Origin of the sequence: Maritimibacter alexandrii, from assembly GCF_005871115.1 — a bacterium.
GTDB classification, from domain to species: Bacteria; Pseudomonadota; Alphaproteobacteria; order Rhodobacterales; family Rhodobacteraceae; genus Maritimibacter; species Maritimibacter alkaliphilus.
Genome location: NZ_SWKQ01000011.1, coordinates 915,437 through 937,164, shown reverse-complemented (window position 1 = coordinate 937,164; position 21,728 = coordinate 915,437). Strand labels below are relative to the sequence as shown.

At 65.9% G+C, this 21,728-nt stretch carries 25 protein-coding genes and 1 pseudogene; 14 read left to right on the top strand and 12 right to left on the bottom strand.

Annotation, left to right across the window (positions count from 1 at the left end; all coding sequences use genetic code 11):
• Positions 1–195: 195 nt before the first annotated feature.
• Complete coding sequence (locus tag FCT00_RS12720) at positions 196–1,434, top strand: hypothetical protein (RefSeq protein ID WP_138423283.1); 1,239 nt, start codon at positions 196–198, stop codon at positions 1,432–1,434.
• The gene (locus tag FCT00_RS12715; RefSeq protein ID WP_138423282.1) at positions 1,434–2,795 is read left to right on the top strand and encodes a cytochrome P450; all 1,362 of its coding nucleotides are present in this window, start codon (positions 1,434–1,436) and stop codon (positions 2,793–2,795) included. Before FCT00_RS12720 ends, FCT00_RS12715 begins: the two co-directional genes overlap by 1 nt.
• A 26-nt stretch (positions 2,796–2,821) precedes the next feature.
• Here the strand turns inward: FCT00_RS12715 and FCT00_RS12710 are convergent, their stop codons facing one another.
• Positions 2,822–3,823, bottom strand: a complete 1,002-nt coding sequence (locus FCT00_RS12710) for a Fe(3+) ABC transporter substrate-binding protein (protein ID WP_138423281.1) — start codon at positions 3,821–3,823, stop codon at positions 2,822–2,824.
• A gap of 72 nt (positions 3,824–3,895) precedes the next feature.
• Positions 3,896–4,726: a nucleoside triphosphate pyrophosphohydrolase gene (gene mazG, locus FCT00_RS12705; protein WP_138423280.1), complete on the bottom strand. Its 831-nt coding sequence runs from the start codon at positions 4,724–4,726 to the stop codon at positions 3,896–3,898.
• A 106-nt stretch (positions 4,727–4,832) separates the two neighbouring features.
• Here mazG and speB point away from each other — a divergent pair, with 106 nt between their 5' ends.
• Positions 4,833–5,792, top strand: a complete 960-nt coding sequence (speB, locus tag FCT00_RS12700) for an agmatinase (protein ID WP_138423279.1) — start codon at positions 4,833–4,835, stop codon at positions 5,790–5,792.
• A gap of 143 nt (positions 5,793–5,935) precedes the next feature.
• Here the strand turns inward: speB and FCT00_RS12695 are convergent, their stop codons facing one another.
• A complete protein-coding gene (locus tag FCT00_RS12695) occupies positions 5,936–6,280 on the bottom strand; it encodes a hypothetical protein (RefSeq protein WP_138423278.1) in 345 nt (114 codons plus the stop codon).
• A gap of 55 nt (positions 6,281–6,335) precedes the next feature.
• On the opposite strand from FCT00_RS12695, the gene FCT00_RS12690 reads away from it, so the two are divergent.
• The 5 genes from FCT00_RS12690 (at position 6,336) to rpiB (ending at position 10,326) form a co-directional block, all read left to right on the top strand.
• Positions 6,336–6,758 carry a DUF1499 domain-containing protein gene (locus FCT00_RS12690; RefSeq protein WP_008328967.1) on the top strand — a complete coding sequence of 141 codons (423 nt, stop codon included), beginning with the start codon at positions 6,336–6,338 and terminating at the stop codon, positions 6,756–6,758.
• A 262-nt stretch (positions 6,759–7,020) separates the two neighbouring features.
• A complete protein-coding gene (gene prfA / locus FCT00_RS12680; protein WP_138423277.1) occupies positions 7,021–8,076 on the top strand; it encodes a peptide chain release factor 1 in 1,056 nt (351 codons plus the stop codon).
• The gene (gene prmC, locus FCT00_RS12675) at positions 8,073–8,912 is read left to right on the top strand and encodes a peptide chain release factor N(5)-glutamine methyltransferase (RefSeq protein ID WP_138423276.1); all 840 of its coding nucleotides are present in this window, start codon (positions 8,073–8,075) and stop codon (positions 8,910–8,912) included. Before prfA ends, prmC begins: the two co-directional genes overlap by 4 nt.
• A 225-nt stretch (positions 8,913–9,137) precedes the next feature.
• Positions 9,138–9,785: a DUF4167 domain-containing protein gene (locus FCT00_RS12670; protein WP_138423275.1), complete on the top strand. Its 648-nt coding sequence runs from the start codon at positions 9,138–9,140 to the stop codon at positions 9,783–9,785.
• 100 nt (positions 9,786–9,885) lie between these two features.
• Positions 9,886–10,326: a ribose 5-phosphate isomerase B gene (rpiB, locus tag FCT00_RS12665; RefSeq protein ID WP_138423274.1), complete on the top strand. Its 441-nt coding sequence runs from the start codon at positions 9,886–9,888 to the stop codon at positions 10,324–10,326.
• A 12-nt stretch (positions 10,327–10,338) separates the two neighbouring features.
• Here rpiB and FCT00_RS12660 read toward each other — a convergent pair whose 3' ends face one another.
• Both FCT00_RS12660 and FCT00_RS12655 read right to left on the bottom strand, forming a co-directional pair.
• Positions 10,339–11,484 (bottom strand): hypothetical protein, encoded by a 1,146-nt coding sequence (locus tag FCT00_RS12660; RefSeq protein WP_138423273.1) that lies wholly within the window; start codon positions 11,482–11,484, stop codon positions 10,339–10,341.
• Positions 11,485–11,620: 136 nt separating this feature from the next.
• Positions 11,621–12,166 (bottom strand): peroxiredoxin, encoded by a 546-nt coding sequence (locus FCT00_RS12655; protein ID WP_138423272.1) that lies wholly within the window; start codon positions 12,164–12,166, stop codon positions 11,621–11,623.
• A gap of 308 nt (positions 12,167–12,474) precedes the next feature.
• Here FCT00_RS12655 and lipA point away from each other — a divergent pair, with 308 nt between their 5' ends.
• The 3 genes from lipA to FCT00_RS12640 all read left to right on the top strand — a co-directional run bounded on the left by lipA (position 12,475) and on the right by FCT00_RS12640 (position 14,757).
• Entirely contained in the window at positions 12,475–13,425 is a 951-nt protein-coding gene (gene lipA / locus FCT00_RS12650) for a lipoyl synthase (RefSeq protein ID WP_040884397.1), read from the top strand.
• Positions 13,422–13,844 carry a PaaI family thioesterase gene (locus FCT00_RS12645; RefSeq protein ID WP_138423271.1) on the top strand — a complete coding sequence of 141 codons (423 nt, stop codon included), beginning with the start codon at positions 13,422–13,424 and terminating at the stop codon, positions 13,842–13,844. Before lipA ends, FCT00_RS12645 begins: the two co-directional genes overlap by 4 nt.
• 79 nt (positions 13,845–13,923) lie before the next feature.
• Entirely contained in the window at positions 13,924–14,757 is an 834-nt protein-coding gene (locus FCT00_RS12640; RefSeq protein ID WP_171042973.1) for an endonuclease/exonuclease/phosphatase family protein, read from the top strand.
• A 3-nt stretch (positions 14,758–14,760) separates the two neighbouring features.
• On the opposite strand, the gene FCT00_RS12635 is transcribed toward FCT00_RS12640, so the two are convergent.
• The gene (locus FCT00_RS12635; protein WP_138423269.1) at positions 14,761–15,648 is read right to left on the bottom strand and encodes a cytochrome c; all 888 of its coding nucleotides are present in this window, start codon (positions 15,646–15,648) and stop codon (positions 14,761–14,763) included.
• Positions 15,649–15,716: 68 nt separating this feature from the next.
• A complete protein-coding gene (locus FCT00_RS12630) occupies positions 15,717–16,190 on the bottom strand; it encodes a c-type cytochrome (RefSeq protein WP_008328955.1) in 474 nt (157 codons plus the stop codon).
• Positions 16,191–16,280: 90 nt separating this feature from the next.
• Here FCT00_RS12630 and FCT00_RS12625 point away from each other — a divergent pair, with 90 nt between their 5' ends.
• Positions 16,281–17,144: a LysR family transcriptional regulator gene (locus tag FCT00_RS12625; protein WP_138423268.1), complete on the top strand. Its 864-nt coding sequence runs from the start codon at positions 16,281–16,283 to the stop codon at positions 17,142–17,144.
• On the opposite strand, the gene FCT00_RS12620 is transcribed toward FCT00_RS12625, so the two are convergent.
• Together FCT00_RS12620 and hpt are read right to left on the bottom strand one after the other, a co-directional pair.
• Complete coding sequence (locus tag FCT00_RS12620) at positions 17,134–17,310, bottom strand: hypothetical protein (RefSeq protein ID WP_235889032.1); 177 nt, start codon at positions 17,308–17,310, stop codon at positions 17,134–17,136. The genes FCT00_RS12625 and FCT00_RS12620 overlap by 11 nt on opposite strands.
• Positions 17,311–17,322: 12 nt before the next feature.
• On the bottom strand, positions 17,323–17,865 hold the full coding sequence (gene hpt, locus FCT00_RS12615) for a hypoxanthine phosphoribosyltransferase (RefSeq protein WP_138423266.1): 543 nt from the start codon (positions 17,863–17,865) through the stop codon (positions 17,323–17,325).
• A gap of 82 nt (positions 17,866–17,947) precedes the next feature.
• Here hpt and FCT00_RS12610 point away from each other — a divergent pair, with 82 nt between their 5' ends.
• The gene (locus FCT00_RS12610; protein ID WP_138423265.1) at positions 17,948–18,394 is read left to right on the top strand and encodes a type II toxin-antitoxin system RatA family toxin; all 447 of its coding nucleotides are present in this window, start codon (positions 17,948–17,950) and stop codon (positions 18,392–18,394) included.
• 10 nt (positions 18,395–18,404) lie between these two features.
• On the opposite strand, the gene FCT00_RS12605 is transcribed toward FCT00_RS12610, so the two are convergent.
• The 3 genes from FCT00_RS12605 to FCT00_RS21480 are packed head-to-tail and all read right to left on the bottom strand — an operon-like array spanning position 18,405 to position 21,029.
• On the bottom strand, positions 18,405–19,352 hold the full coding sequence (locus tag FCT00_RS12605) for a site-specific tyrosine recombinase XerD (RefSeq protein WP_138423264.1): 948 nt from the start codon (positions 19,350–19,352) through the stop codon (positions 18,405–18,407).
• On the bottom strand, positions 19,349–20,899 hold the full coding sequence (locus FCT00_RS12600; RefSeq protein ID WP_235889031.1) for a hypothetical protein: 1,551 nt from the start codon (positions 20,897–20,899) through the stop codon (positions 19,349–19,351). The genes FCT00_RS12605 and FCT00_RS12600 overlap by 4 nt, the downstream gene beginning before the upstream one ends.
• Positions 20,892–21,029 (bottom strand): hypothetical protein, encoded by a 138-nt coding sequence (locus FCT00_RS21480; RefSeq protein WP_008328948.1) that lies wholly within the window; start codon positions 21,027–21,029, stop codon positions 20,892–20,894. The genes FCT00_RS12600 and FCT00_RS21480 overlap by 8 nt, the downstream gene beginning before the upstream one ends.
• Positions 21,030–21,169: 140 nt before the next feature.
• On the opposite strand from FCT00_RS21480, the pseudogene FCT00_RS12595 reads away from it, so the two are divergent.
• Positions 21,170–21,727 (top strand): annotated as a pseudogene (locus FCT00_RS12595) (shikimate kinase); the annotation flags it as partial.
• Position 21,728: the final 1 nt, after the last annotated feature.

Here is a 21,728-nt window from a genome sequence, read left to right as displayed (position 1 = left end):
GGCGCTCGCGACACTGGGCTGAGTTTCGCCGCGCTGGGGCGCGGCGACCCGCCGGGGGAGGCGCTGCCTCCCCCGGACCCCCTCCGAGGTATTTTTGGACCGAAGAAGAGAGCGGGCCTGCGCCCGGATTGTCGCGTGAGGGGCTTATTTTCGCCGGAAACGAGGGCTATCGTTTCGCGAAAGAGGCAGTGAGCGATGACGGACGGGCAGGGACAGAGCGTGAGGCGGCGGCGGGTGTTCTACATCCCCGGCTACGACCCGATTCATCCCCGCCGCTACCGCGAGCTTTACCGCAGCGAAGGGGCCGCGCAGGCGCGGATCTCCGGCTACGAAATCGGGCTGGTCGGGCGGCAGGGCGGCGCGACCTATGGCTGGCAGGTCGATGGCGCGATCGAGGGCGGCGAGGTCGAGGCGGAGTTCGACGTGCTGGTCTGGTCCGACATCGTGCGCACATCGATGGAGCTGAACATTCCCCAGACCTATCTGCTGATGGCGCGCACGGCCTGGACCTATATCGGGTCGGGGGCGCTGTGGCGACTGATGCGGTTGCGCAAGGGGCCGGTGATGGCCGCGCTCTATCCGGTCGGTATGCTGATCCTGCAACTGGTCGTCGCGCTGCTCGCGGGCTGGATCGTAGGCGGCATTCTGAAATGGGCGGTGGGCGCGGTTCTGTCCGGCATCCTGCCGCATCTCGTGTTCTGGCTGGCGCTCGTCGCCGTGCTGGTGGTCGTGCTGCGCGCGTTCCGGCGTTACGACAACAAGCTGTTCGTCTATTACCTCATGCACGATTACGCCTATTCCGCACGCTCTCGGGGGGCCAATCCGCCGGAGCTTGAGGCGCGGATCGCCGCGTTCGCGGACCAGATCGCCGCCGCGCTTGCCGAGGACGTGGACGAGGTGCTGGTCGTCGGCCATTCGTCGGGCGCGCATCTCGGTGTGTCGATCCTTGCCGATCTGGACCGGGCCGGGCGCATTCCGGCGGACGGGCCAGCGCTTGGCTTTCTCACGCTGGGGCAGGTGGTGCCGATGATGTCGTTCCTCAGCGATGCCGACCGGCTCAGGCGCGATCTGCACGATCTGTCGACCTCCGACAGCTTGTTCTGGCTCGACGTGACCGCGCCCGGCGATGGCTGCGCTTTCGCGCTGTGCGATCCGGTGGCGGTGTCGGGGGTCGCGCCCGAGGGGCAACGCTGGCCGCTTGTGATTTCGGCCGCCTTCACCCAGACCCTCAGCCCGGAGCGTTGGAAGGAGTTGCGCTGGCGGTTCTTCCGGCTGCATTTCCAGTATCTCTGCGCCTTCGACCGTCCCGGCGATTACGACTATTTCCGCATCACGGCAGGGCCGCTCACGCTGGCCGAGCGGTTCGCGGGGCGCGCCCCGTCGCAAAGCGCGATCAGAGTGGCGGCGTCGAAATTCACGAGCATAGCGTCGTGATGCAGCCGCCCAAGCCCGCCCCGCGTCCGGGCCGCGTATCGCTGCGCCGCTATGCGCGGCTCTTTCGCGAGGATATCCTGTCGGCCCAGCCCGGCCACCTGTACCGTGCGTGGATGGCCGAGTTCCGCACGCCGTTCTTCCGGTCCTATCTCTGCAACGACCCGGCGCTGACGAAAATGGTGCTGAAGGACCGCCCCGACGATTTCCCGAAATCCGACCGTATCCGCGAAGGTTTGGCCCCGCTTCTGGGCAATTCGGTCTTCGTGACCAATGGCGAGACGTGGAAGCGGCAGCGCCGGATCATCGACCCGGCCTTCGAGGGCGGGCGGCTGCGCGACACGTTTCCGGCGATGTGGGCGGCAGGGCAGGCGGCCGAGGCACGGATGGAGACGCTTGTGGGTCAGACGGTCGATATCGAGCCCGAGACCAGCCATGCCGCCGCCGATGTGATCTTTCGCACCCTGTTCTCAGTCCCCATCGAAGACCGGACCGCCTCGCGCGTGTTCGAGAAATTCCGCGAGCACCAGCGCGCGCAGCCGGTCCTGAACCTTGGTGCGGTGCTGCCCTTGCCGAAGTGGTTTCCGCGTTTTCACAGCCGGGCGACCAAACGGACGGCGGCCGAGATTCGCGCGCTCATCACGCAGATGACGGCGGACCGCATGGCGGCGATCGAGGCGGGCACAGCGCCCGACGATCTGGCGACCAAGATCATGACGACCCGCGATCCGGTCACGCACGAGACCTTCGATACCGCCGAGATGGTCGATCAGGTGGCGATCTTCTTTCTGGCTGGGCATGAGACTTCGGCCTCGGCGCTAGCCTGGACGCTCTACCTGCTCGCCCTGTTCCCCGAGTGGCAGGACAGGGTGGCGGAGGAGGCGCGGGCGCATCTGGGCGACACGCCGGAGTTCGGGACCGTGTCGCGCCTGCGGGTCGCGCGCGACGTGTTCCGCGAAGCTCTGCGGCTTTACCCCCCGGTGCCCATGATGGTGCGCGAAGCGGCCTGTCCCGAGCATTTTCGGGACCGTGACGTGCCGAAGGGGGCGCAGATCGTCCTCAGCCCGTGGCACCAGCACCGGCATGAGCGGTTGTGGGAGCGGCCGGACGACTTCGATCCGGGCCGGTTCGCGACCGAGAACGGCAAGACCTGTCTGCGCGAGGCCTATATGCCGTTCTCGGCGGGGCAACGGGTCTGCACCGGGGCCGGGTTCGCGATGGTCGAAGGACCGCTCCTTCTGGCCATGCTTCTGCGCCGGTTCCGGTTCGAGACGGTCGCGGGCAGACCGGCCATGCCGGTCGCCCATCTGACCGTACGCGGCAAGGACGGCATCTGGCTCAGGATCGAGCGCCGTTCCCCCTGACCGCCGGACGGTGTGACCCGAAGGGGTCAGCCGTCGTAGTCGACTTCCTGCGTGATGCGCAGCGCGTCGGGGCGCAGTTTGGCCAGATCCATCAGCGCCACGTCATCGGCGGTGAAGCTGCCCCAGCTTTCGACCATCGGCGCGTTCGGCACTTCGGGGTCCACCGGGTATTCGTGCACGGCTTCGGCATAGATTTCCTGCGCCTTGTCCGAGGCGAGGAACTCCATGAACGCCAGCGCGTCTTCGCGGTGCGGCGCGGCCTTGGTCATCGCCATGCCCGAGACGTTGACGTGCGTGCCGCCACCTTCGAACACCGGAAACTCGATGCGAACCGAGTTGGCCCATTCGGTCTGTTCCGGGTCGTCCAGCATTTCGCCCATGTAATAGGTGTTGCCCAGCGAGATGTCGCATTCGCCGGCCCAGATCGACTTGACCTGCGCCCGGTCGTTGCCCTGCGGCTTCATCGCGAGGTTGGATTTCACGCCTTCGAGCCAGGCTTTCGCGCCCTCTTCGCCCATGTGGTGAATCGCCGCCGAGGTGAGCGCCACCATATAGGCATGTGTGCCGGACCGGGTGCAGATGCGCCCCTCCCATTTCGGGTCCGCGAGATCCTCGTAGGTCGTGACTTCGCCTTCGGCCACGCGCTCTTTCGAGGCATAGACGACGCGGGCGCGGGTGGTCAGTGCGAACCACTGGTTGCCGGGGTCGCGCAGGTTTTCCGGGATCTGCGTGGTAAGCGTTTCGCTGTCGACCGGCTGGGTCACGTCGGCGGCCACCAGTTCGGCAAGGCGCGAAATGTCGGTGGTCAGGATGACGTCGGCGGGCGAACGCTGCCCTTCGGCCTGAAGCCGTTCGACCATGCCGGTGTTCAGGAAGGCCACGTTGACCTCGATGCCGGTGTCCTCGGTGAAGGCGTCGACCAGCGGCTGAATGAGCTCCGGCTGGCGGTAGGAATAGACATTGACCTCGGCGAGCGCCGGCATCGCGGTCGCGGCAAGGCAGGCGGCGGTGATGGTGGTGCGGAACATGGAATCCTCCGTATTGCGTTCGCCCGCGTTAAATCTGACTAAATTCGTCAGGTCAATACCACACGGAAACAATCAGGAATTCGCGCCCGCCTTCTCCTCGGCCTTCACGGCCTCCCAGAGCGCATCCATCTCGGCAAGGTCGCTGTCCTCTGGGCGTTTCCCCATCGCCTGAAGCCGCGCTTCTATCCCCCGGAAGCGGCGCACGAATTTGGCATTGGTGCCGCGCAAGGCCGCCTCCGGATCGACCTTCAGATGCCGCGCCACGTTGGCCAGCACGAAGAAAAGATCACCGATCTCTTCGGTCAGTTCCGCGTGCGACAGGTGATCCCGCGCCTCGACCACCTCGCGCGCCTCCTCGGCCACCTTGTCGAGCACCGGCGCGAGGTCGGGCCAGTCGAAACCCACCCGCGCGGCCCGTTTCTGAAGCTTCACCGCCCGCAAGAGCGCGGGCAGGCCCAGCGCCACATCGTCCAGCACACCGCCACGATCCCGCGCCGCACGCTCGGCGGCCTTGATCGTCTCCCAGTCCACGGTCTGCTGTTCGGCGGACTTGTCGCGGGTTTCGTCTCCGAACACATGAGGATGGCGCGCGACCATCTTGTCCGACATGGTGTTGGCCACGTCGTCGATGTCGAACAGCCCGCGTTCCGAGGCCATCTGGGCATGAAACACCGATTGGAACAACAGATCGCCCAGTTCGCCGCGCAGCTCGCCCCATGCCTCGCGCTCGATCGCGTCGGCCACCTCATAGGCCTCTTCGATCGTATAGGGCGCGATGGTCGCGAAATCCTGCTCGATGTCCCACGGGCAGCCCGTGTCCGGGTCGCGCAGGCGCCGCATGATCTCGACCAACCGGGGGATGCCGCCTGCCGGGTCGTGCACGATGTCGTCCGAATTCGTCATGAGCGTCTCCTTCGTCCGAACCCGTAGCAAAGCGGGCCGCGCATCGCCAGAGCTTGCGGGGGATGCGGCCCGGTGGCACCCTGCGCGCGACCATTGAGGAGGCACCATGTCGCTCGAAGACGCACAGAACGAAGTCGATGTCGCATTCACGCGGGACGAGATGAAGGGGCTCGCGTTCGAGAACACCTTCGCGGGCGCGACCAGTTTCCTGCGCCGCCGTTACACCAAGGATCTGACCCATGCCGATATCGCGGTGACGGGCATCCCGTTCGACCAGGCGGTGACCAACCGGCCCGGCACGCGGCTCGGCCCGCGCGCGATCCGCGAAGCTTCGGCGCTGCAAACCCCCGAACCGCCCTATGGCTGGGATTACGACGTGATGTCGACCTTCGCCATCGCGGATTACGGCGACATGGCCTTCGATTACGCGGCCCCGGTCGAGATCCGCGACCGGATCGAACGCCACATCGCAGGCATCCTCGCGCAGGATTGCGGCGTGGTGACGCTGGGCGGCGACCATTCGATCACGCTTCCGATCCTGCGCGCCCATGTGGCGAAACACGGGCCCTTGGCGCTTATCCAGTTCGACGCCCACACCGACAGTTGGGAAAACCCGGACCCGACTCGCGTGGATCACGGCACCTTCGTCTACACCGCGGTCGAGGAGGGGCTGATCGACACCGCGCATTCCGTCCAGATCGGCATCCGCACCGTGAACGAGGACACCCTCGGCATCACGGTGATCGACGCGCCCGAGGTGCACGACATAGGTCCGAAAGCGGTCGTCGAGCGGATCAAATCGGTCGTGGGCGACGCGCAGGCCTATCTCACCTTCGATATCGACGGGCTCGACCCGGCTTTCGCCCCCGGCACCGGCACCCCGGTCTGGGGCGGGCTCACCTCGGCGCAAGCGGCGGCGATCCTGCGCGGGCTCAAGGGCACGAACATCGTCGGCGGCGATATCGTCGAGGTGTCGCCTCCCTTCGACCCCACGGGCGCCACGGCCATCGCGGGCGCCCATGTCGCGGTCGAGATCCTCAGCCTCTGGGGCTACACCCGCCGCTGAACCCTTCTCTGTTTCGAGAAACCTCGGAGGGTGGACCGGATTTGCCTGCAAATCCGGTCAGGGAGGCTGGCCTCCCTCCGCCCGCGCGGGACCGCCCGCAGGCGGGCCCGTGCTGACAATGTGCGGGCGCAAGCCCGCTCCGCTTACTCGCAGCGGGCCCATTCGGCGACGAATCCGTCGCGGATGACATAGACCCCTTCACCCGACCGCATCAGCATGACGCGCTCGGTATAGGTCGTGCCCTCGGCGGAACATTCCATATCGTAAAGCGTCGCCTCCATCCCCGTGACACCGACCGGGTTCATAAGGTCGCAGGTGTTTTCGACCCCCATCAACTGCCCGTCTCGGATGGCCAGGGCGCCCCCGTCCATGCCGATGGTCTGACAGGACCAGCCGGTCATGCCGGATGGGTAATAGACCCCGTCGTAAGCCTGAGCGAGTGCCGCTGCGGGCAGGGTGGCCGCGATCAAGAATATCCGCAAAACCATGGTCTTCCTCCGAAATGCCGTTAACCTGAGCCCAAGCTAACAGGTCGGAGGCCAAATGCTCCTGAAAATCATCGGCGTTCTCGTCGCGCTCGTCATCGTCTTCGGACTCTGGGTCCGGGTGTCTCCGCTGCCGCAGGACCGCCTGAGTGCGAAGCCCGGCCCGGATGCCGAGGGCGTCCATCCCTCGATCGGCGGGATCAAGGTGGTCCGCCCATTGTCGGACCTGCCGGAAAACGCGCTGGACAGGATGGTCGAGATCGCGGCCGCCACCCCGCGCACCGAGCGGATCGGCGACGGCACCGACCCCGCGACCTTCGTTACGCGCTCAAAGCTTTGGGCATTCCCGGATATCGCGGTGATCTGGGTCGAGGACGGCAATCTGCACGTCCAGTCGCATCTCGTGTTCGGCAAGGGCGACATGGGGGTGAACGCGGCCAAGGTCACGCGCTGGTTCGACCGGCTCGAAGCGGAGGCGTGAGGACACGCACATCTCGCCCGTCGGTTTCCACGACGGCGTGTTCAGGGTCATCTCGCAGCGCGCCATGAAGGCGCGGCCATCGACCGTCATGCAGATTTCCTGCCCCAGTTCGACCCGCGCGCCCTCGCGATCCGTGCAGAAGCAGTCGGGATCGGCCAGGGCCGGCGCGGCGGTGAAAGGCAGGAGGAACAGGGCGCGCATGGGTTACGGTAGCCGATAACACGGGCTTGACCAAATCACGGCTTTGCGCGACGAGACCCGGATGGTGCCACTCGACAAACTCGACGCGATCACACAGCGATTCCAATTCCTTGAGGCGAAGATGTCTCAGGGCTTGTCAGGCGACGAAATCGCCGAGGTCGGGCGCGAATATGCCGAACTGAAACCTGTGGTCGAGGAAATCGCGGCCTTCCGCCAGCTTCTGTCGGACATCGAAGACGCCGAGGCGATGCTGTCGGACCCGGAAATGCGCGAACTGGCGGAAGACGAATTGCCGGGCTTGCGTGAGCGGCTCCCGGTCATGGAGCAGGCGATGCGGGTGGCGCTGCTTCCGCGTGATGCGGCGGATGCGCGCCCTGCGATGGTCGAAATCCGGCCCGGCACGGGCGGTGACGAGGCATCGCTCTTCGCGGCCGATCTGCTGCGCATGTACCAACGCTATGCCGAGGCGCGGGGGTGGAAATTCGACACGCTGGAGCAAAGTCTGACCGAGGTGGGCGGCGTGAAAGAGGTCGTGGCGCGGGTCTCCGGCGATGGCGTCTTTGCCCGGCTGAAGTTCGAGTCCGGCGTTCACCGGGTCCAGCGGGTGCCGGAAACCGAAAGCGGCGGGCGCATCCACACATCGGCGGCCACGGTGGCGGTGCTACCCGAGGCCGAGGATGTGGACATCCATATCGACCCCGCCGACATCCGCATCGACACGATGCGCGCGTCCGGGGCGGGCGGCCAGCACGTCAACACGACCGACTCCGCCGTGCGCATCACGCACATCCCCACCGGGATCGTCGTGACCAGTTCCGAGAAATCCCAGCACCGCAACCGCGAGATCGCGATGCAGGTGCTGAAAACCCGGCTGTTCGACGCCGAACGCCAGCGCGCCCATGACGAACGCGCCTCGGCCCGCAAGGCGCAGGTGGGGTCGGGCGACCGCTCGGAACGCATCCGCACCTATAATTTCCCGCAAGGTCGCATGACGGACCACCGGATCAACCTGACGCTCTACAAGCTGGGCGACGTGATGCAGGGCGATCTGGACGAAGTGATCGACGCGCTGATCGAGGCGGATCAGGCCGCGAAACTGGCGGAGCTCGAAGGGTGATCCTGTCGGGCGCGCTGGCGATGGGCACCACGCGGCTGCGCGAGGCGGGGATCGACGGTGCGGCGCGCGACGCCCAGCTCCTCCTCGCTCAGGTCTTGCGGATCGAGGTCATGCGGCTTTCGCTGGAGCGCGACATGCAGGTCTCGCCCGCCGACATGCTGGCTTACGAGGACATGCTCGACCGCCGGATCGCGCGCGAGCCGGTGTCGAAGATCATCGGGCGGCGCCAGTTCTGGGGCCGGGACTTCACGGTCACCCGCGATGTTCTGGACCCGCGCCCTGAAACCGAGACGCTGATCGCCGAGGCCCTGACCGGCGCGCCGCCGTCGCGCATTCTCGACCTCGGCACCGGATCGGGCATCCTCGCCATCACGCTGCTCGCCGAATGGCGCGAGGCTTTCGCGGTCGCCACGGACCTGTCGGAACCCGCGCTGAAAGTCGCTGCGCGCAATGCGACGCTGAACGGGGTGGACAACCGTCTGACCTTCCTCGCCTCGGATTGGTTCGCGCAGGTTCAGGGCCGCTTCGACCTGATCGTGTCCAACCCGCCCTATATCGCCGCGGACGAAATGCCCTCGCTCGCGCCCGAAGTGCTGGGGTTCGACCCGCAGATGGCGCTCACCCCCGGTGGGGACGGGCTGGACCCATACCGCAAGATCGCGGCCGGGGCGCTGGCCCATATGGACCCGGGCGGGCGGATACTGGTGGAAATCGGGTTTCGGCAGGGCCGCGCCGTGTCCGACATTTTCGAGGCGGCAGGGCTTGAAGACGTGCGGATTCACCCCGACATGGATGGAAGGGACCGGGTGATCGGTGCCCGCGCCCCGCTTTCCTAACGATTTCTCAGGGTTTTCACGTCACATAGTGGCAAAAATCCCCGGTTATCTTACGGAAACGACAAAATGCCCCTTGTCACGCCCTGACCTGCGTGTTTACTCAAGGATAGCACCTGATGAGGCCGTTCGCCTCTCGGTGCGACAAGCCGAAAAGCCGGACCGCAGAGACGCAGCGGAGGAGTTGCGCGGACCGAGAGCCAGAAAACAGGCTGGATACAGGAACTTATGAGATCTTCGAAATCACGTTCGCGCGGGAAGAACAACCGCAACCGCTCCCCCTCTAACAACATCAACCGGGTCTTCGACAGCTCCGGTCCCGAGGGCAAGGTGCGCGGCACCCCGCAGCAGATCATCGACAAGTACACGCAATTGTCGCGCGATGCCTTCCTCGGCAACGACCGCGTGGCGGGCGAGAACTTTCAACAGCATGCCGAGCACTATGCGCGCCTGCTGTCCGAAGCCCAGAAGGATGCCGAGGCCAAGCGCCAGCAGAACCAGCCCCAGCAGGGCGGGAACAGCGGCGGCAACGGCCAGAACGACAACCAGTCGAACGGCAACAACGACGGCAACGGGAACAACCAGCGCAAGAACCGCGATGCCCAGCGCCGCGAGGAAAAGCAGAACCGCGATCGGTCGAACGACAATTACGATCCCGGTTCGTCGCCGCAGCCCGACGTGATCGAAACGGCGCAGGACGACGACAACGGTCTGGTCGAAACGCCGGAGAACGCGCAGAAGGCGGACGATACGCCCGCCGAAAAGCCGAAAAAACCCCGCGCCCCGCGCAAACCCCGCGCCAAGAAGCCCGAAGGCGACATGGCCGAGGCCACGCAGGGCGCCAGCGACGGCAGCACGCCGGAAGCGGCGGAATAAGCCGCGGCGACAGTCGGGAAAATGGGCCGCCACGCGCGGCCCTTTTCATGTCGGGGCGTCCGGGCTACACGGGGGCGCAATTCCAGCGAAGTGACCCGAAATGACCCAGAACAAACGCATCGTCCTGTCCAGCGACCACGCGGCCATCGAGCTGCGCCAGACCATCGCCAAGCATATCGAGGCGCAGGGGTGGGAGGCCGTGGATATCGGTCCGACCACGCCTGAAAGCACGCATTACCCGCTGCACGGACAGGCGGCGGCGCAAAAGATCGCGTCGGGCGAGTGCGCACTGGGGATCATCCTGTGCGGCACCGGGCAGGGCATCATGATGGCGGCGAACAAGGTCGCGGGCATCCGGTGCGGCGTCTGCTCCGACACGTTCTCGGCCCGGATGATCCGCCAGCACAACGACGCGAATATCCTGTCGCTCGGCGCGCGGGTCGTGGGCGAGGGGCTCGCGCTCGACATCGTGGACGCGTTTCTGAACGCCGAATTCGAGGGCGGGCGGCACGCGACGCGGGTGGAGATGATCGAGGGCTGAGGGCTCGTCCGCTCAGTCGTTTTCATAGGCCAGCAGCTTCACCTCGCCGGAGCGCAGCGCGACCGCGTAGAGCCGGAACGCGCCCGCATCCGGATAGGCCGGCCCTGACGGGGCCGAGGCCGAGACGAGGAGCCAGCCATCGCGCAACAGGTGCGGCACCAGCGGCGGTCCGTGTTCGTTGCCGTAATCGAATAAATCGGAGAGCCCCGGAAATCCGATCGTCGGGATAAAGGTGGATGTCATGGCGCCGTCCAGCGTGAAGGCCCGGATATCCCCCGGCCGGGAAAAGGCTCCGGTCAGGACGACCTGCCCGGTGGCGGGATCGAAGAGCAGGGCGGAGGCGTCATAGTCGTTCAATCCCGCGATGACCCGCCAAGCGCCCGTGAGCGCGTCGACGGCATAAAGATACCCCGGCCCGCCATAGCTCACCGCAAAGACGGTCTCCGAAGATGGGTCATACACGCTCGCAGCGGGCAGGAGGATGGCGGGCACTTCCCCCGTGATCGGCAGGAAACGCAGGCCGGAAGGGTCCGACAGCGTCACCCCCGTCTCATCGAACCGGACGTCGGACCCGCCCGTTTCACCCGGCGTCTCGATCCACCCCCGCAACTCGGGGGGCAGTTCGCGCGGGTCTGCGAGGTGATCGGCAAGATAATCGCGCGACAGTGCCGCTGTCGCACGGTCCACCCGGTCGACCCTGAGGGCGGCCCGCCCGGCTTTGTGCAACGCGGTGAAGCTGGCGATGCGGTCGATCCCGAACCTGTCCCCGACGGTGTCGAGCATCGCGCGGAAATCAGCACCCACAGCCCCGAAGACGAGGGGCAGGTCGGGGCCCTTTTCAATCTGCATGGGAATGTCCGACAGGGTGACGCGGGCGGGCGCGTCATCCGGCCCGTCCCTGACCACCTCAGTTATGCGGGTGCCCTCGGCGCTCTCGATCCGCCAATGCGCCTCGCCGCCGTCGATCAGGACCAGCGCCACATCCGAACCGGGGCGATCGACCAACAGATTGATCTCGGGCAGGGCGTAGAAATCGTCGGTCTGGCGACCTTGCCCGACCGAAATCACGTGCACCTCGACATCGGCAAAGGCCGGCTGGCCCACGACGAAGGCCAGCAAAGCCAGCGCAAGACCCACGGATTTCCGTTTCGCTGCCATGGTGCCCGGTCCACCCTCCCTGTGCTCATGGGAACAAGACGAGTCTAGCGCCGGTCGGGGTGTCGGTCGAGTTGGCTGGACGACACGAAAAAGGCCGCCCCGAAAGGCGGCCTTCGACGTTACGCAAGGGGCGCGATCAGGCCGTGGCCGTCGCGTTTTCCTTGAGCCATTTCAGCACGATCTCGGGCGAGCTTTCGCCATAGGGGTCTTCGCCGTGGTTGTCGCACATGCCCGGCTCGACGAAGAGCGCCTCGATCACGCCGTCGTTCACGATGGCCGCATAGCGCCACGAGCGGGCCCCGAAGCCGAGGTTGTCCTTGGCGACCAGCATCCCCATCGCCTTGGTGAATTCACCCGAACCGTCCGGGATCACCTTGACGTTGGTCAGGCCCTGATCGATGGCCCATTTGTTCATGACGAAGCTGTCGTTGACCGACATGCAGTAGATCTCGTCGATGCCCTGCGCCGCGAAATCCGAAAAGCCCTTTTCAAAGCCCGGAAGCTGGTAGGTCGAACAGGTCGGCGTGAAGGCACCGGGGAGCGAGAACAGCACGACGCGCTTGCCCGCGAAGTAATCGTCCGAGGTCATGTCCTGCCAGCGGAATGGGTTCGGGCCACCGACGCTTTCATCGCGCACGCGGGTTTTGAAGGTGCAGGCGGGGATACGATCACCGACGTTCATGGGTCTCTCCTGAGTTCTTGTACAAACTTGATGCTTTCCGTCTGGAATCGCCGGAAAGTTTACAGGAGTTCTAAGATCATACTGCACGCGCAGAGACAATGCTGCGGCGCAACATGGCAGATATGCGGGTGGGTGCCGGGGCTTCGGCAGTCGAAAATTTGCGCGTTTGGGGCGGGATAGCCCGTTCCGGTCGCGCATTTCAAACCGCATCCGGCGGCCAGCCATGACCCGGTTGCATAACGGACGCCCGGTTTTCGCGGTGACATTCAGGGCCGAATGGATATATGTGGGGCAGAACGGAGGACATCATGCGTGACCTGAAGATCCCGGCGAGCCGCCATCCCGAGAAAGCTCATCGCCCGGACAATGCCCAGCCCAAGAAACCCGATTGGATCAGGGTGAAGGCGCCGGGTGGCCAGGGCTATGCCGATACCCACAGGATCATGCGCGAGCACAAGCTCTCGACCGTCTGCGAAGAGGCCGGGTGCCCCAATGTGGGCGAGTGCTGGTCGCAGGGCCACGCCACCATGATGATTATGGGCGAGATCTGCACGCGCGGCTGCACCTTCTGCAACGTGGCCACGGGCCGCCCGGATGCGCTCGACGTGTTCGAGCCGGGGCGGGTGGCCGATGCGGTCAAGAAGCTGGGCCTCAATCACGTGGTCATCACCAGCGTCGACCGGGACGATGTGGACGACGGCGGGGCCGAGCATTTCGCCATGACGATCCGCGCCGTGCGCAAGCAGGCCCCCGGCACCACCATCGAAATCCTCACGCCCGACTTTCTGAAATCCAGCCCCGGTGCGCTGGAAACGGTGGTCGAGGCGAAACCGGACGTGTTCAACCACAACCTCGAAACCGTGCCGGGGCTGTATCCCAGCGTGCGGCCCGGCGCCCGGTATTTCCATTCGCTGCGGCTGTTGCAGCGGGTCAAGGAACTCGACCCGAGCATGTTCACCAAGTCGGGGATCATGGTGGGGCTGGGCGAGGACCGTCAGGGCGTCATGCAGGTCATGGACGACATGCGGGCAGCCGACATCGACTTCCTCACCATCGGGCAATACCTGCAACCGACGCCCAAGCACCACGCGGTCGATCGGTTCGTGACGCCGGACGAGTTCAAGAGCTACGAAAAGGCCGCCTACGGCAAGGGCTTCCTGATGGTGTCGGCCACGCCGCTCACCCGGTCGTCCTATCATGCCGGCGACGATTTCGCGCGGCTTCGCGACGCGCGGAACGCCAAACTCGGCCTCGCGTGACCGACGACGACATCGAGGCGCTCGGGCGCGATATCATCGCCCGGCAGCCCTTCGCGGCGCACATCGGCGTCGAACTCGTTGCGCTGTCGCTCGGAAAGTCCGAACTGCGCCTCGGGCTGGAAGCCCGGCACACCCAGCACCTCGGCATGGCGCACGGTGGCGTGGTGGCGACACTGGCCGACATGGCGCTCGCCTTCGCGGGCGGTCCGCTCATGGGCGAGGGCAGCGTGACGCAGGAGTTCAAGATCAACTACCTGCGCCCCGGAAAGGGCGAGGCCCTGGTGGCGCGCGCCGAAGTCGTCGGTTCGGGCCGCAGTCAGGCCGTCGTGCGCGCGGACGTGTTCGCGGTGTACGACGGGGCCGAAAAACTATGTGCGACCGCGCAGGGCACGATCATGCGTGCGGCGAGCAGGTCATAATCTAGCGGAATTCCTGCCTCTCCATTCAATCTCTGCGGGGCTATCCTCGATGCATTGATTGCAGAGATTGGAGCGTGCCGTGGATCTGAAAGTGCTGTCCTGGAACGTCGAACATTTCACCGGCGCAGGCACCGGAAGCCGGCGCGACCGGGTGGCGCGGGTGGCGGATTACGTGGCGGGGGAAGCGCCGGACATCTTCGCGATCATGGAGGTGGAATCGGGCCGGGTGTTTTCCGAATTCGTCACCCGTATGCCCGGATATGTCTTCGCGATCACCGAAGGGCCGCAGACGCAGGAAACGCTCATCGGCATCCGCCACGGGATCACCGCCTTCATGACCCAGAAGAACGAGTTCAAGCGCAACAACCCCGGTCTGCGCCCCGGTGCGCTGGTGACGGTCACCGCACCGGATGGAAGCCACCTGCCGGTCCTGTTCAACCACCTCAAAAGCCTGCCGTCGCCCGAGGGCTTCGGTTTGCGCGACGCCATGTTCGAAAAGGCCTTCGGCCTCAAACGAACGCTGGACGGCGTGTCGGAAGGGTTGGGGCAGGAGGTGCGATTCATCCTCGCCGGTGACCTCAACACCATGGGCATGACGTTGAAGGACAGCGATCAGGACATCACGGCGGCCGAGGAAATCGCGCGGCTCGATCGGCGGTTTCGCCGTTATGGGATGGTGCGTTTGCCCAAGACACATGACACGACGTTCAATAACGGTTCGACGTCATCTTACGCGCCCGCCGACCTCGACCATGTGTTCGCGACCGAGACCCTGACCTTCGTCGATCAGGGGCAGGGCGCCAAGGTTCATGTCGGGGGATGGGCGGTCGAGGCGGAGGACGCGTCGCGCGACGACTGGATCGCCCGGTTCTCGGACCACGCGCCGCTGATGTTCACCGTCGCGGGGCTGTGACGCTCACTCCAACGGCAGCGCCTTCACATAGGCCGCGACCGCTGCGCGATCCTCCTCTGACAATTGCGAAAGGTTCTCGACGACCAGCGCCATGTGCCCGCCTGCCGAGTCGAATTCGGGCGTGAAGCCGGAGGTGAAATATTCCACCAGTTCGCCCTCGGACCACGACATTTCCGGCGGCGTCAGATCGGGGAACGACCCGCGCCCGGCGGGGTTCGGGGCACCGGTCATCCAGTCGGCTCCGGTCTTGAGCCCGCCCAGCGCGTTGCGCGGCGTGTGACATTCGGCGCAATGGGCCATGCCCTCGACGATCTCGCGCCCCCGGGTGAGTTCCGGCGACAGGTCGCCCTGCATCACCCAGTCGTCGTTCAGAAACAGCAGTTTCCAACCGCCAAGCGAGGCGCGGATGTTGAACGGAAAGCCCACCTCATGCGGCTGGGACGGCGTGGCATCGGCGGGAAGCGTCTGCATATAGGCGTGCAGGTCGACAACATCCTGCGGCGCCATGTGGATGTAGGCGCCGTAAGGCAGGACGGGGTAGTAATGCTGACCCTCGGGCGACGTGCCGTGATGCAGCGCGTTCCACAGGTCGATCGCCGCCCAGTCGCCGATCCCGGCTTCGGGGTCCATCGAGATATTGGGCGCGCGGAAGGTGCCGAAGGGCGAGGCGAAGGGTTGCCCGCCCGCCAGCACCAGCTTGTCCTCGGCATCCGCGTCCTCGGCCATGTGGCACGAGGCGCAGCCTGCGGCGATGAACACCTCCTCGCCATGCGCCGCGTCCGGTGTGAGCCCCGCCAGCAGTTCGGCATCGTCCGTTTTGGGCCGCGTCACCCACAGGCCGATGGCGGCCACGATGACGGCGAGCACGACAAGACGAACGATCCAGCGCATGAGGGTCTCCTTACATCAAAAAGACCGGGCCGCATCGGGCCCGGTCGTTCAGCAGCCGTGTCCGCCGCTTATTCGGGTTGCCTGTAGGCTTTGTGACAGTCGCCGCAGGCCCCGCCAAGGGGACCAAACGCAGATTTGAGCGAATCGAGCCCTTCGCCCGCCGCCGCTTCCATCGCGACTGCGGCCTCGTTCAGGGCGACCGCCTTTTCGATCACGCCGTCCATGTCGGTCCAGATCGCGGGCAGGGCGCGGCTGCCGTCGACATCGTCCGCCGAGGTGCCCGGCGCCCACATCGGTCCGGCGGCGAGGCTGGACAGTTTCACGATGTTCGACGCGGCGGCGCTGGCGGCTTCGGCGTCATAGTCCATCTTGTCCTGCGCCATCGCGCCGAGCGTGCCGAGGTTGAAGGCGTAAAGCTGCATCTGTGCATGGCGTGCCTTCACCGCGGCGGGCAGGCCCTGCTCGTGGCTGGCGGCGGGCAGAACGGTGGCGAACGTGCCGGCGGCGGCAAGGCCCAGAAGCGCGCTGCGAATGGTAATCATGGCTGTCTCCCTGTGGATTTTGGCTTCTTGCGACGCTAGCTGTTGGAAAATGAAGGTGAAGTCGGGAAAATCGCAAAGGGTCTGTGCGAAATGAAACAGATGGACTGGGAAGATCTGCGCTACGTCCTTGCCGTGGCGGACAAAGGCTCGCTCTCGGGGGCGGCGCGCAAGCTTGGCGTCAACCATGCGACGGTTCTCAGACGGGTGAACGCCTTCGAGGAAAACATGGGGATTGCCGTGTTCGACCGCACCGCGCGCGGCTATCGCATCGCCCCGCGACGGCGCCGGGTGCTCGACGCCATGCAGGCGGTGGAGGAGGCGGCGCTTGGGGTCGAGCGGGCCATCACGGCGGCGCGATCACCGCTGGCGGGCGTGGTGCGCGTCACGTCGACCGACACGCTTTGCCTGGGCATCCTGCCGGAAATCATCGCGGCGGTGCAGCTTGGCGCAGAGGGGCTGGAAATCGAACTCAGCTCACAGAACCAGCACGCCGACCTCGCCCGGCTCGACGCCGACATCGCGGTGCGTCCCGCCGCCAAACTGCCCCCGGAACTGACCGGCGTGGTGGCCGCCCGACTGGGCATGTCGGTCTACGGCGCACCCGGAGGGCGGGACGCGTGGCTGGGCCTGTCCGGCAACCTCGCCCGCATCACGCTGGGCGAGAAGATCAAAGAGATCACCGGCGAGGCGCATATCGGGGCCCGCTGCGACAGTTTTCCCGTGTTGCGGGAAATGGCCGCCGCCGGGCAGGGCCGCGCGATCCTGCCCTGCATTCTCGGCGATCCCGATCCCCGGCTCGAACGGCTGGACGGGGTGATCGCGGCCACGGCGGTGGACCTCTGGGTCGCATCCCACGTCGATCTGGCCGAAGTGCCGCGCATCCGGGCCGTTCGTGACCTTATCATCGCCGGGCTCGAACGCGCGGCCCCGCGGCTCCTCGGCGCTACCGGGTGATCTTTCCGCCCGGTGTGTTGTCCATCGTCAGCCAGTCGGGCCAGCCGAACAGGCGTTCGATCCCGAAGAGGACGAGGCACAGCGCGACCACGATGAGGAACAGTTTCACCTGTTTCTCGCCCGGCGGGTTGCGCGCCCATTTCGCCATGCGAAAGAACTGGCGCATGTTGAACACGGCTCAGGCCCCGTCGGTGAAGCGCACGGCCCCGATGAAGGGCAGGTTACGGTTTCGCTGGGCATAGTCGATGCCGTAACCGACCACGAATTCATCCGGAATTTCGAACCCGATCCAGTCGGCCTTCACATCCACCTCGCGCCGGGTCGGCTTGTCGAGAAGCGCGATACAGGCCAGCCGTTTCGGTTCCCGCGATTTCAACAGGCCGATAACGTGTTTCAGCGTGTGGCCGGTGTCGACGATATCCTCGACCACCAGCACGTCACGCCCCGCGATCTCGCCGCGCAGATCCTTGAGGATGCGCACCTCGCGGCTCGTAACCGTGGAATTGCCATAGGACGAGGCTTCGAGGAAATCGACCTCGACCGGCAGGTCGAGCTCGCGCACCAGATCCGCGATGAACACGAAAGACCCGCGCAAAAGCCCTACGACCACCAGCTTGTCGGTGCCCTTGAAGCGCGCCTCGATCTCCTTCGCCAAGGCCTCGATCCGGGCCGCGATGGCCTTGGCCGAGATCATTTCGTCTATGACATATGGCCGCGACATGAACCCGACTCCCGCTCGCCCCCTTGCATCCGGACCCTACCTTATGGAATTTGCGCCCCGAGTCACGGGCCGAAGGGGCGACATGCCGACACATAGCGAAAAACGGGTTCTGCCCTACACCGCGCAGCAGATGTACGATCTTGTCGCGGACGTTGGGAAATATCCCGAATTCCTGCCGTGGAACGCGGCGGCGCGGGTGCGCAAGGTCACGCCGCAGCCCGACGGGACCGAGGTGATGGAAGCCGACCTCGTGATCTCGTTCCGCGTGTTCCGCGAACGCTTCGGCAGCCGCGTGGTGCTGGACCCGGAAAACATGCGCATCGACACCGAATACCTCGACGGCCCCTTCAAATACATGAAGAGCTACTGGCAGTTCCGCGATGTCGAGGGCGGGTGCGAGGTCGAGTTCTTCGTGGATTTCGAATTCAAGAACATGGTGCTTCAAAACCTGATCGGCGTGGTGTTCAACCAAGCCATGCAGCGCATCGTGCGTGCTTTCGAGGACCGGGCCAAGGCGCTTTACGGCTAGCCGCGCGCTCTCAGGTCACGCCGCCCTTTTTCGCCAGCGGATGATGGCTCAGGACAAGTTCCTTCAACCGTTCGTCCAGCACATGCGTGTAGATCTCGGTCGTCGACACGTCGGCATGACCCAGAAGCGTCTGGATCGCACGCAGATCGGCGCCGTGGGCCAACAGATGCGTCGCGAAGGCGTGGCGCAGTCGGTGGGGCGTGACGGTTTCGGGCGACACGCCAGCGGCCACGGCGATATCCTTGATGAGGCCGTGAAAGCGATGGCGCGTCAGGTGACCGTCCTTGCCGGTCGATGGGAACAGAAACCGCGAAGGCTTCGCGCCCTTGGAACGGGCCGCGTCTTCGGCCGCGTCGCGCACGTCGAGCCACGCGGCGAGCGCCGCGCGCGCAGGTGGCGAAAGCGGCACCATGCGTTCCTTGCCGCCCTTGCCCATGACGAGAAGCATCCGCGGATCGCCGCGCGCGGCCGAAACGGGCAGGGTGACAAGCTCGCTCACCCGCATTCCGGTGGCGTAGAGCACCTCCATCATGCAGGTGTTGCGCAGCCGGTCCGCATCGGTCCGCCCATGCTGCCTGGCCGCGTTCAGCAGGCGTTCGACGTCGTCCTCGGACAGCGTCTTTGGCAGGCGTCTGGCCTTGCCCGGCCCGGTGATGCGCAGGGTCGGGTTGTCGGTGCGCCAGCCTTCCTCGAACGCGAAACGGTAGATCTGCTTGATCGCGGATAGCCGCCGCGCGCGGGTGGAAACGGCAAGGCCCTGTGCCTCGCAATCGATCAGATAGGCCTCGACCGTGGCCCGGTCGGCCCCCCCGAAATCCTCACCCATCCGATCAAGATATCCCGAGAAGTCCTTGAGATCACGGCCATAAGCGAGCAGCGTGTTCTGCGAGGCGTCCAGTTCGGCGGCCTGCGCCTCCAGAAACGCCGAAATCCACAGGTCCGGCGAGCGCGGGCTCATCCGCGCCGCTCCAGTATGAGGAAATCGAGGGCCGCGCGACGCGCCACATCCTCAAGCCCGATCGCACGGAACAGGGCCAGCGCATCGGCCACCTCGTCGAAATCGCCTCGGGTTCCGACGGTGAAGTCGCTGATTGCGGCAAGGATCGCTTCGCCCAGCCGATCACCATCGACCAGATCGGCGTAGCGGCCCGGAATCGCGGTGGCCGAGAACCCGTCCGCCACCGCCCTAGCCGCGTCCGTGGGCGGGGTGAGGCCCGCCACATTGCCCTGAGCGACGCCCGCCAGAAACCGATCCATCGCGCCGGTGGGGTCCGCTTCCAGCGCGATGATCTCATACCGGTCGCCCAGCAGGCCCATGTGAAACGCGATGTCGGCGGCTTCGCCCTTCAGGTCCATCCCGGCGATGGTCTGCCCGTAAAGCCGCGCGATGGGCATGTCGAGCTCGGCGGCTTGCAGGGCGGACCATGCGCGCGGCAGGATCACCTCGACCGCGCGGGCGTTCCCTTCGCTGACGGCGCGGTCCAGATCCTGCACCAGCCGAACACGCTCCCACACCCCGCCGGATGCGGCCGGTTCGCGCAGCGTGTAGAGCCCCAGAAGCTGATTGTCCGACAGGGCGCCCGCGCGGGCCAGCCGTTCGCCCGCCTCGACCTGCGCCTTCCAGCCGATGTTCGAGCGCAAGTCGGCATGGGCGAAGGCGCGTGGCAGATTGGTGGTCGGGACAGGTTCCCCGATGGCCTCGAACAGCCGAAAGGCAAGCGGCGTCATCGGGCGCGGCGGCTCGGGCGGCGCTTCGCCCTCGAACAGATCGGGGTCGAGGAAACGGGCGAGAAGCAGGTCTTCGTCCTCGGTGATCTCGCCCAGCGCGCGGGCGTTGCCCATGACGAGAACGGCACCGTCCCAGTCCCCGGCACGCGCTAGGCAAAAGACACGGGCCGGGTAGGTGGGCGACAGGTCCGGCGCGGCCTCCATCGCGCGGCAGACCTCGTCTTCCTGACCGATCAGAAGGGCCGCGTCGAACCAGCGGCGCACGATATCGGGTGTCGCGGCCCCGGCCTGCGTGAGGAGCGCGTGGGCTTCCTCCACCGCGCCCATGTCCAGAAGCTTGTCGATCCGGGCGAGGAACACGGCCTGCCCGTCACCGCCGCCGGCCTGCGGCGGATCGAGTTCGGCCAGCAAAATCTCGGTCAGAAGCGATTGCAGGGCCGGGAGCATATCGGACCGCTCGTCGGAAATGCGGCGCACGATGTCCTCGGGCTGTGACGCGCCCCACAGGTCGGCGGGCAACCCCGTCACATGCGGTGCAAGCAGACCGATGGCATCCGGGCGTGGTCCCGACGAGGCGTCCAGCGGCGCGACCGTGATCGCGGCGACCTCGGCCCCGGTCGTCTCGCCCGCGCTATTCGATGGGCCGAGCGGCACGTCGGCGGGTTCGTTCACGCTGTCGGACAGCCAGTTGATCGCGGACATCGGCGCGCCCGGATCCTGCGCGAGGGCGAGCCCCGGCGCGATGAAAAGAACGAGGGCGGCGGCGGTCCTAGCCATCATCCAGCGTCACCGAGAGCGAATTCTCGGACGCAGGCGGCTTGAGGTCCCCGACGAGCGCATAGCCCGCGATGCCGATTGCCCCGAGTATCACGATTGTCGCGACGAACTTTATGAGCCGCCAAAGCATTGGGTCCCCTTTGTGCCTCTGTCTCTGCCCGATCTTTCCGGATCACGGGTTTGCCCCCGCGTGCAGTTCATATATGGCATGTCCGGCGCGGTCACGCCATGTGATCGCATTCACATTCCGGTCGGCAGACTGCTGCCGTTCGCAGGTGCAGGTTGAAGCAGGTGTTGAAAAAGCCAGTCACGGTGGTCGGCATGATGGGCGCGGGCAAGACCGCGGTCGGCAAGGCCTTGGCGACGCGGCTGGGGGTGCCCTTCCTCGATTCGGATGCCGAGATCGAGGCGGCGGCGAACATGACCATCGCCGAGGTGTTCCAGCGCGACGGCGAGGCTTTCTTCCGTGATCGCGAGGCCGAGGTGATCGCACGGCTGCTTTCGACCGGCCCGATCGTGCTGTCGACGGGGGGCGGTGCTTTCCTCGCCGAACGCAACCGCGATGCGATTTCGGCCGCGGGCGTGTCGCTGTGGCTGCGGGCGGATCTGGACCTGCTGTGGCAGCGGGTCCGGCACAAGACGACCCGGCCGCTGTTGCGCACCGCCGATCCGAAGAAAACGCTGGGCGAGATCTATGCGGAACGTCAGCCGATCTACGCGCTCGCCGATCTGGTGGCCGACGCGGACCCCAAGTATTCGATTTCCGACATGGCCGCCCACGTCATCGACGTTCTGAAAACGCGGCCCGACGTGCTCGAGGAGGTCTAGG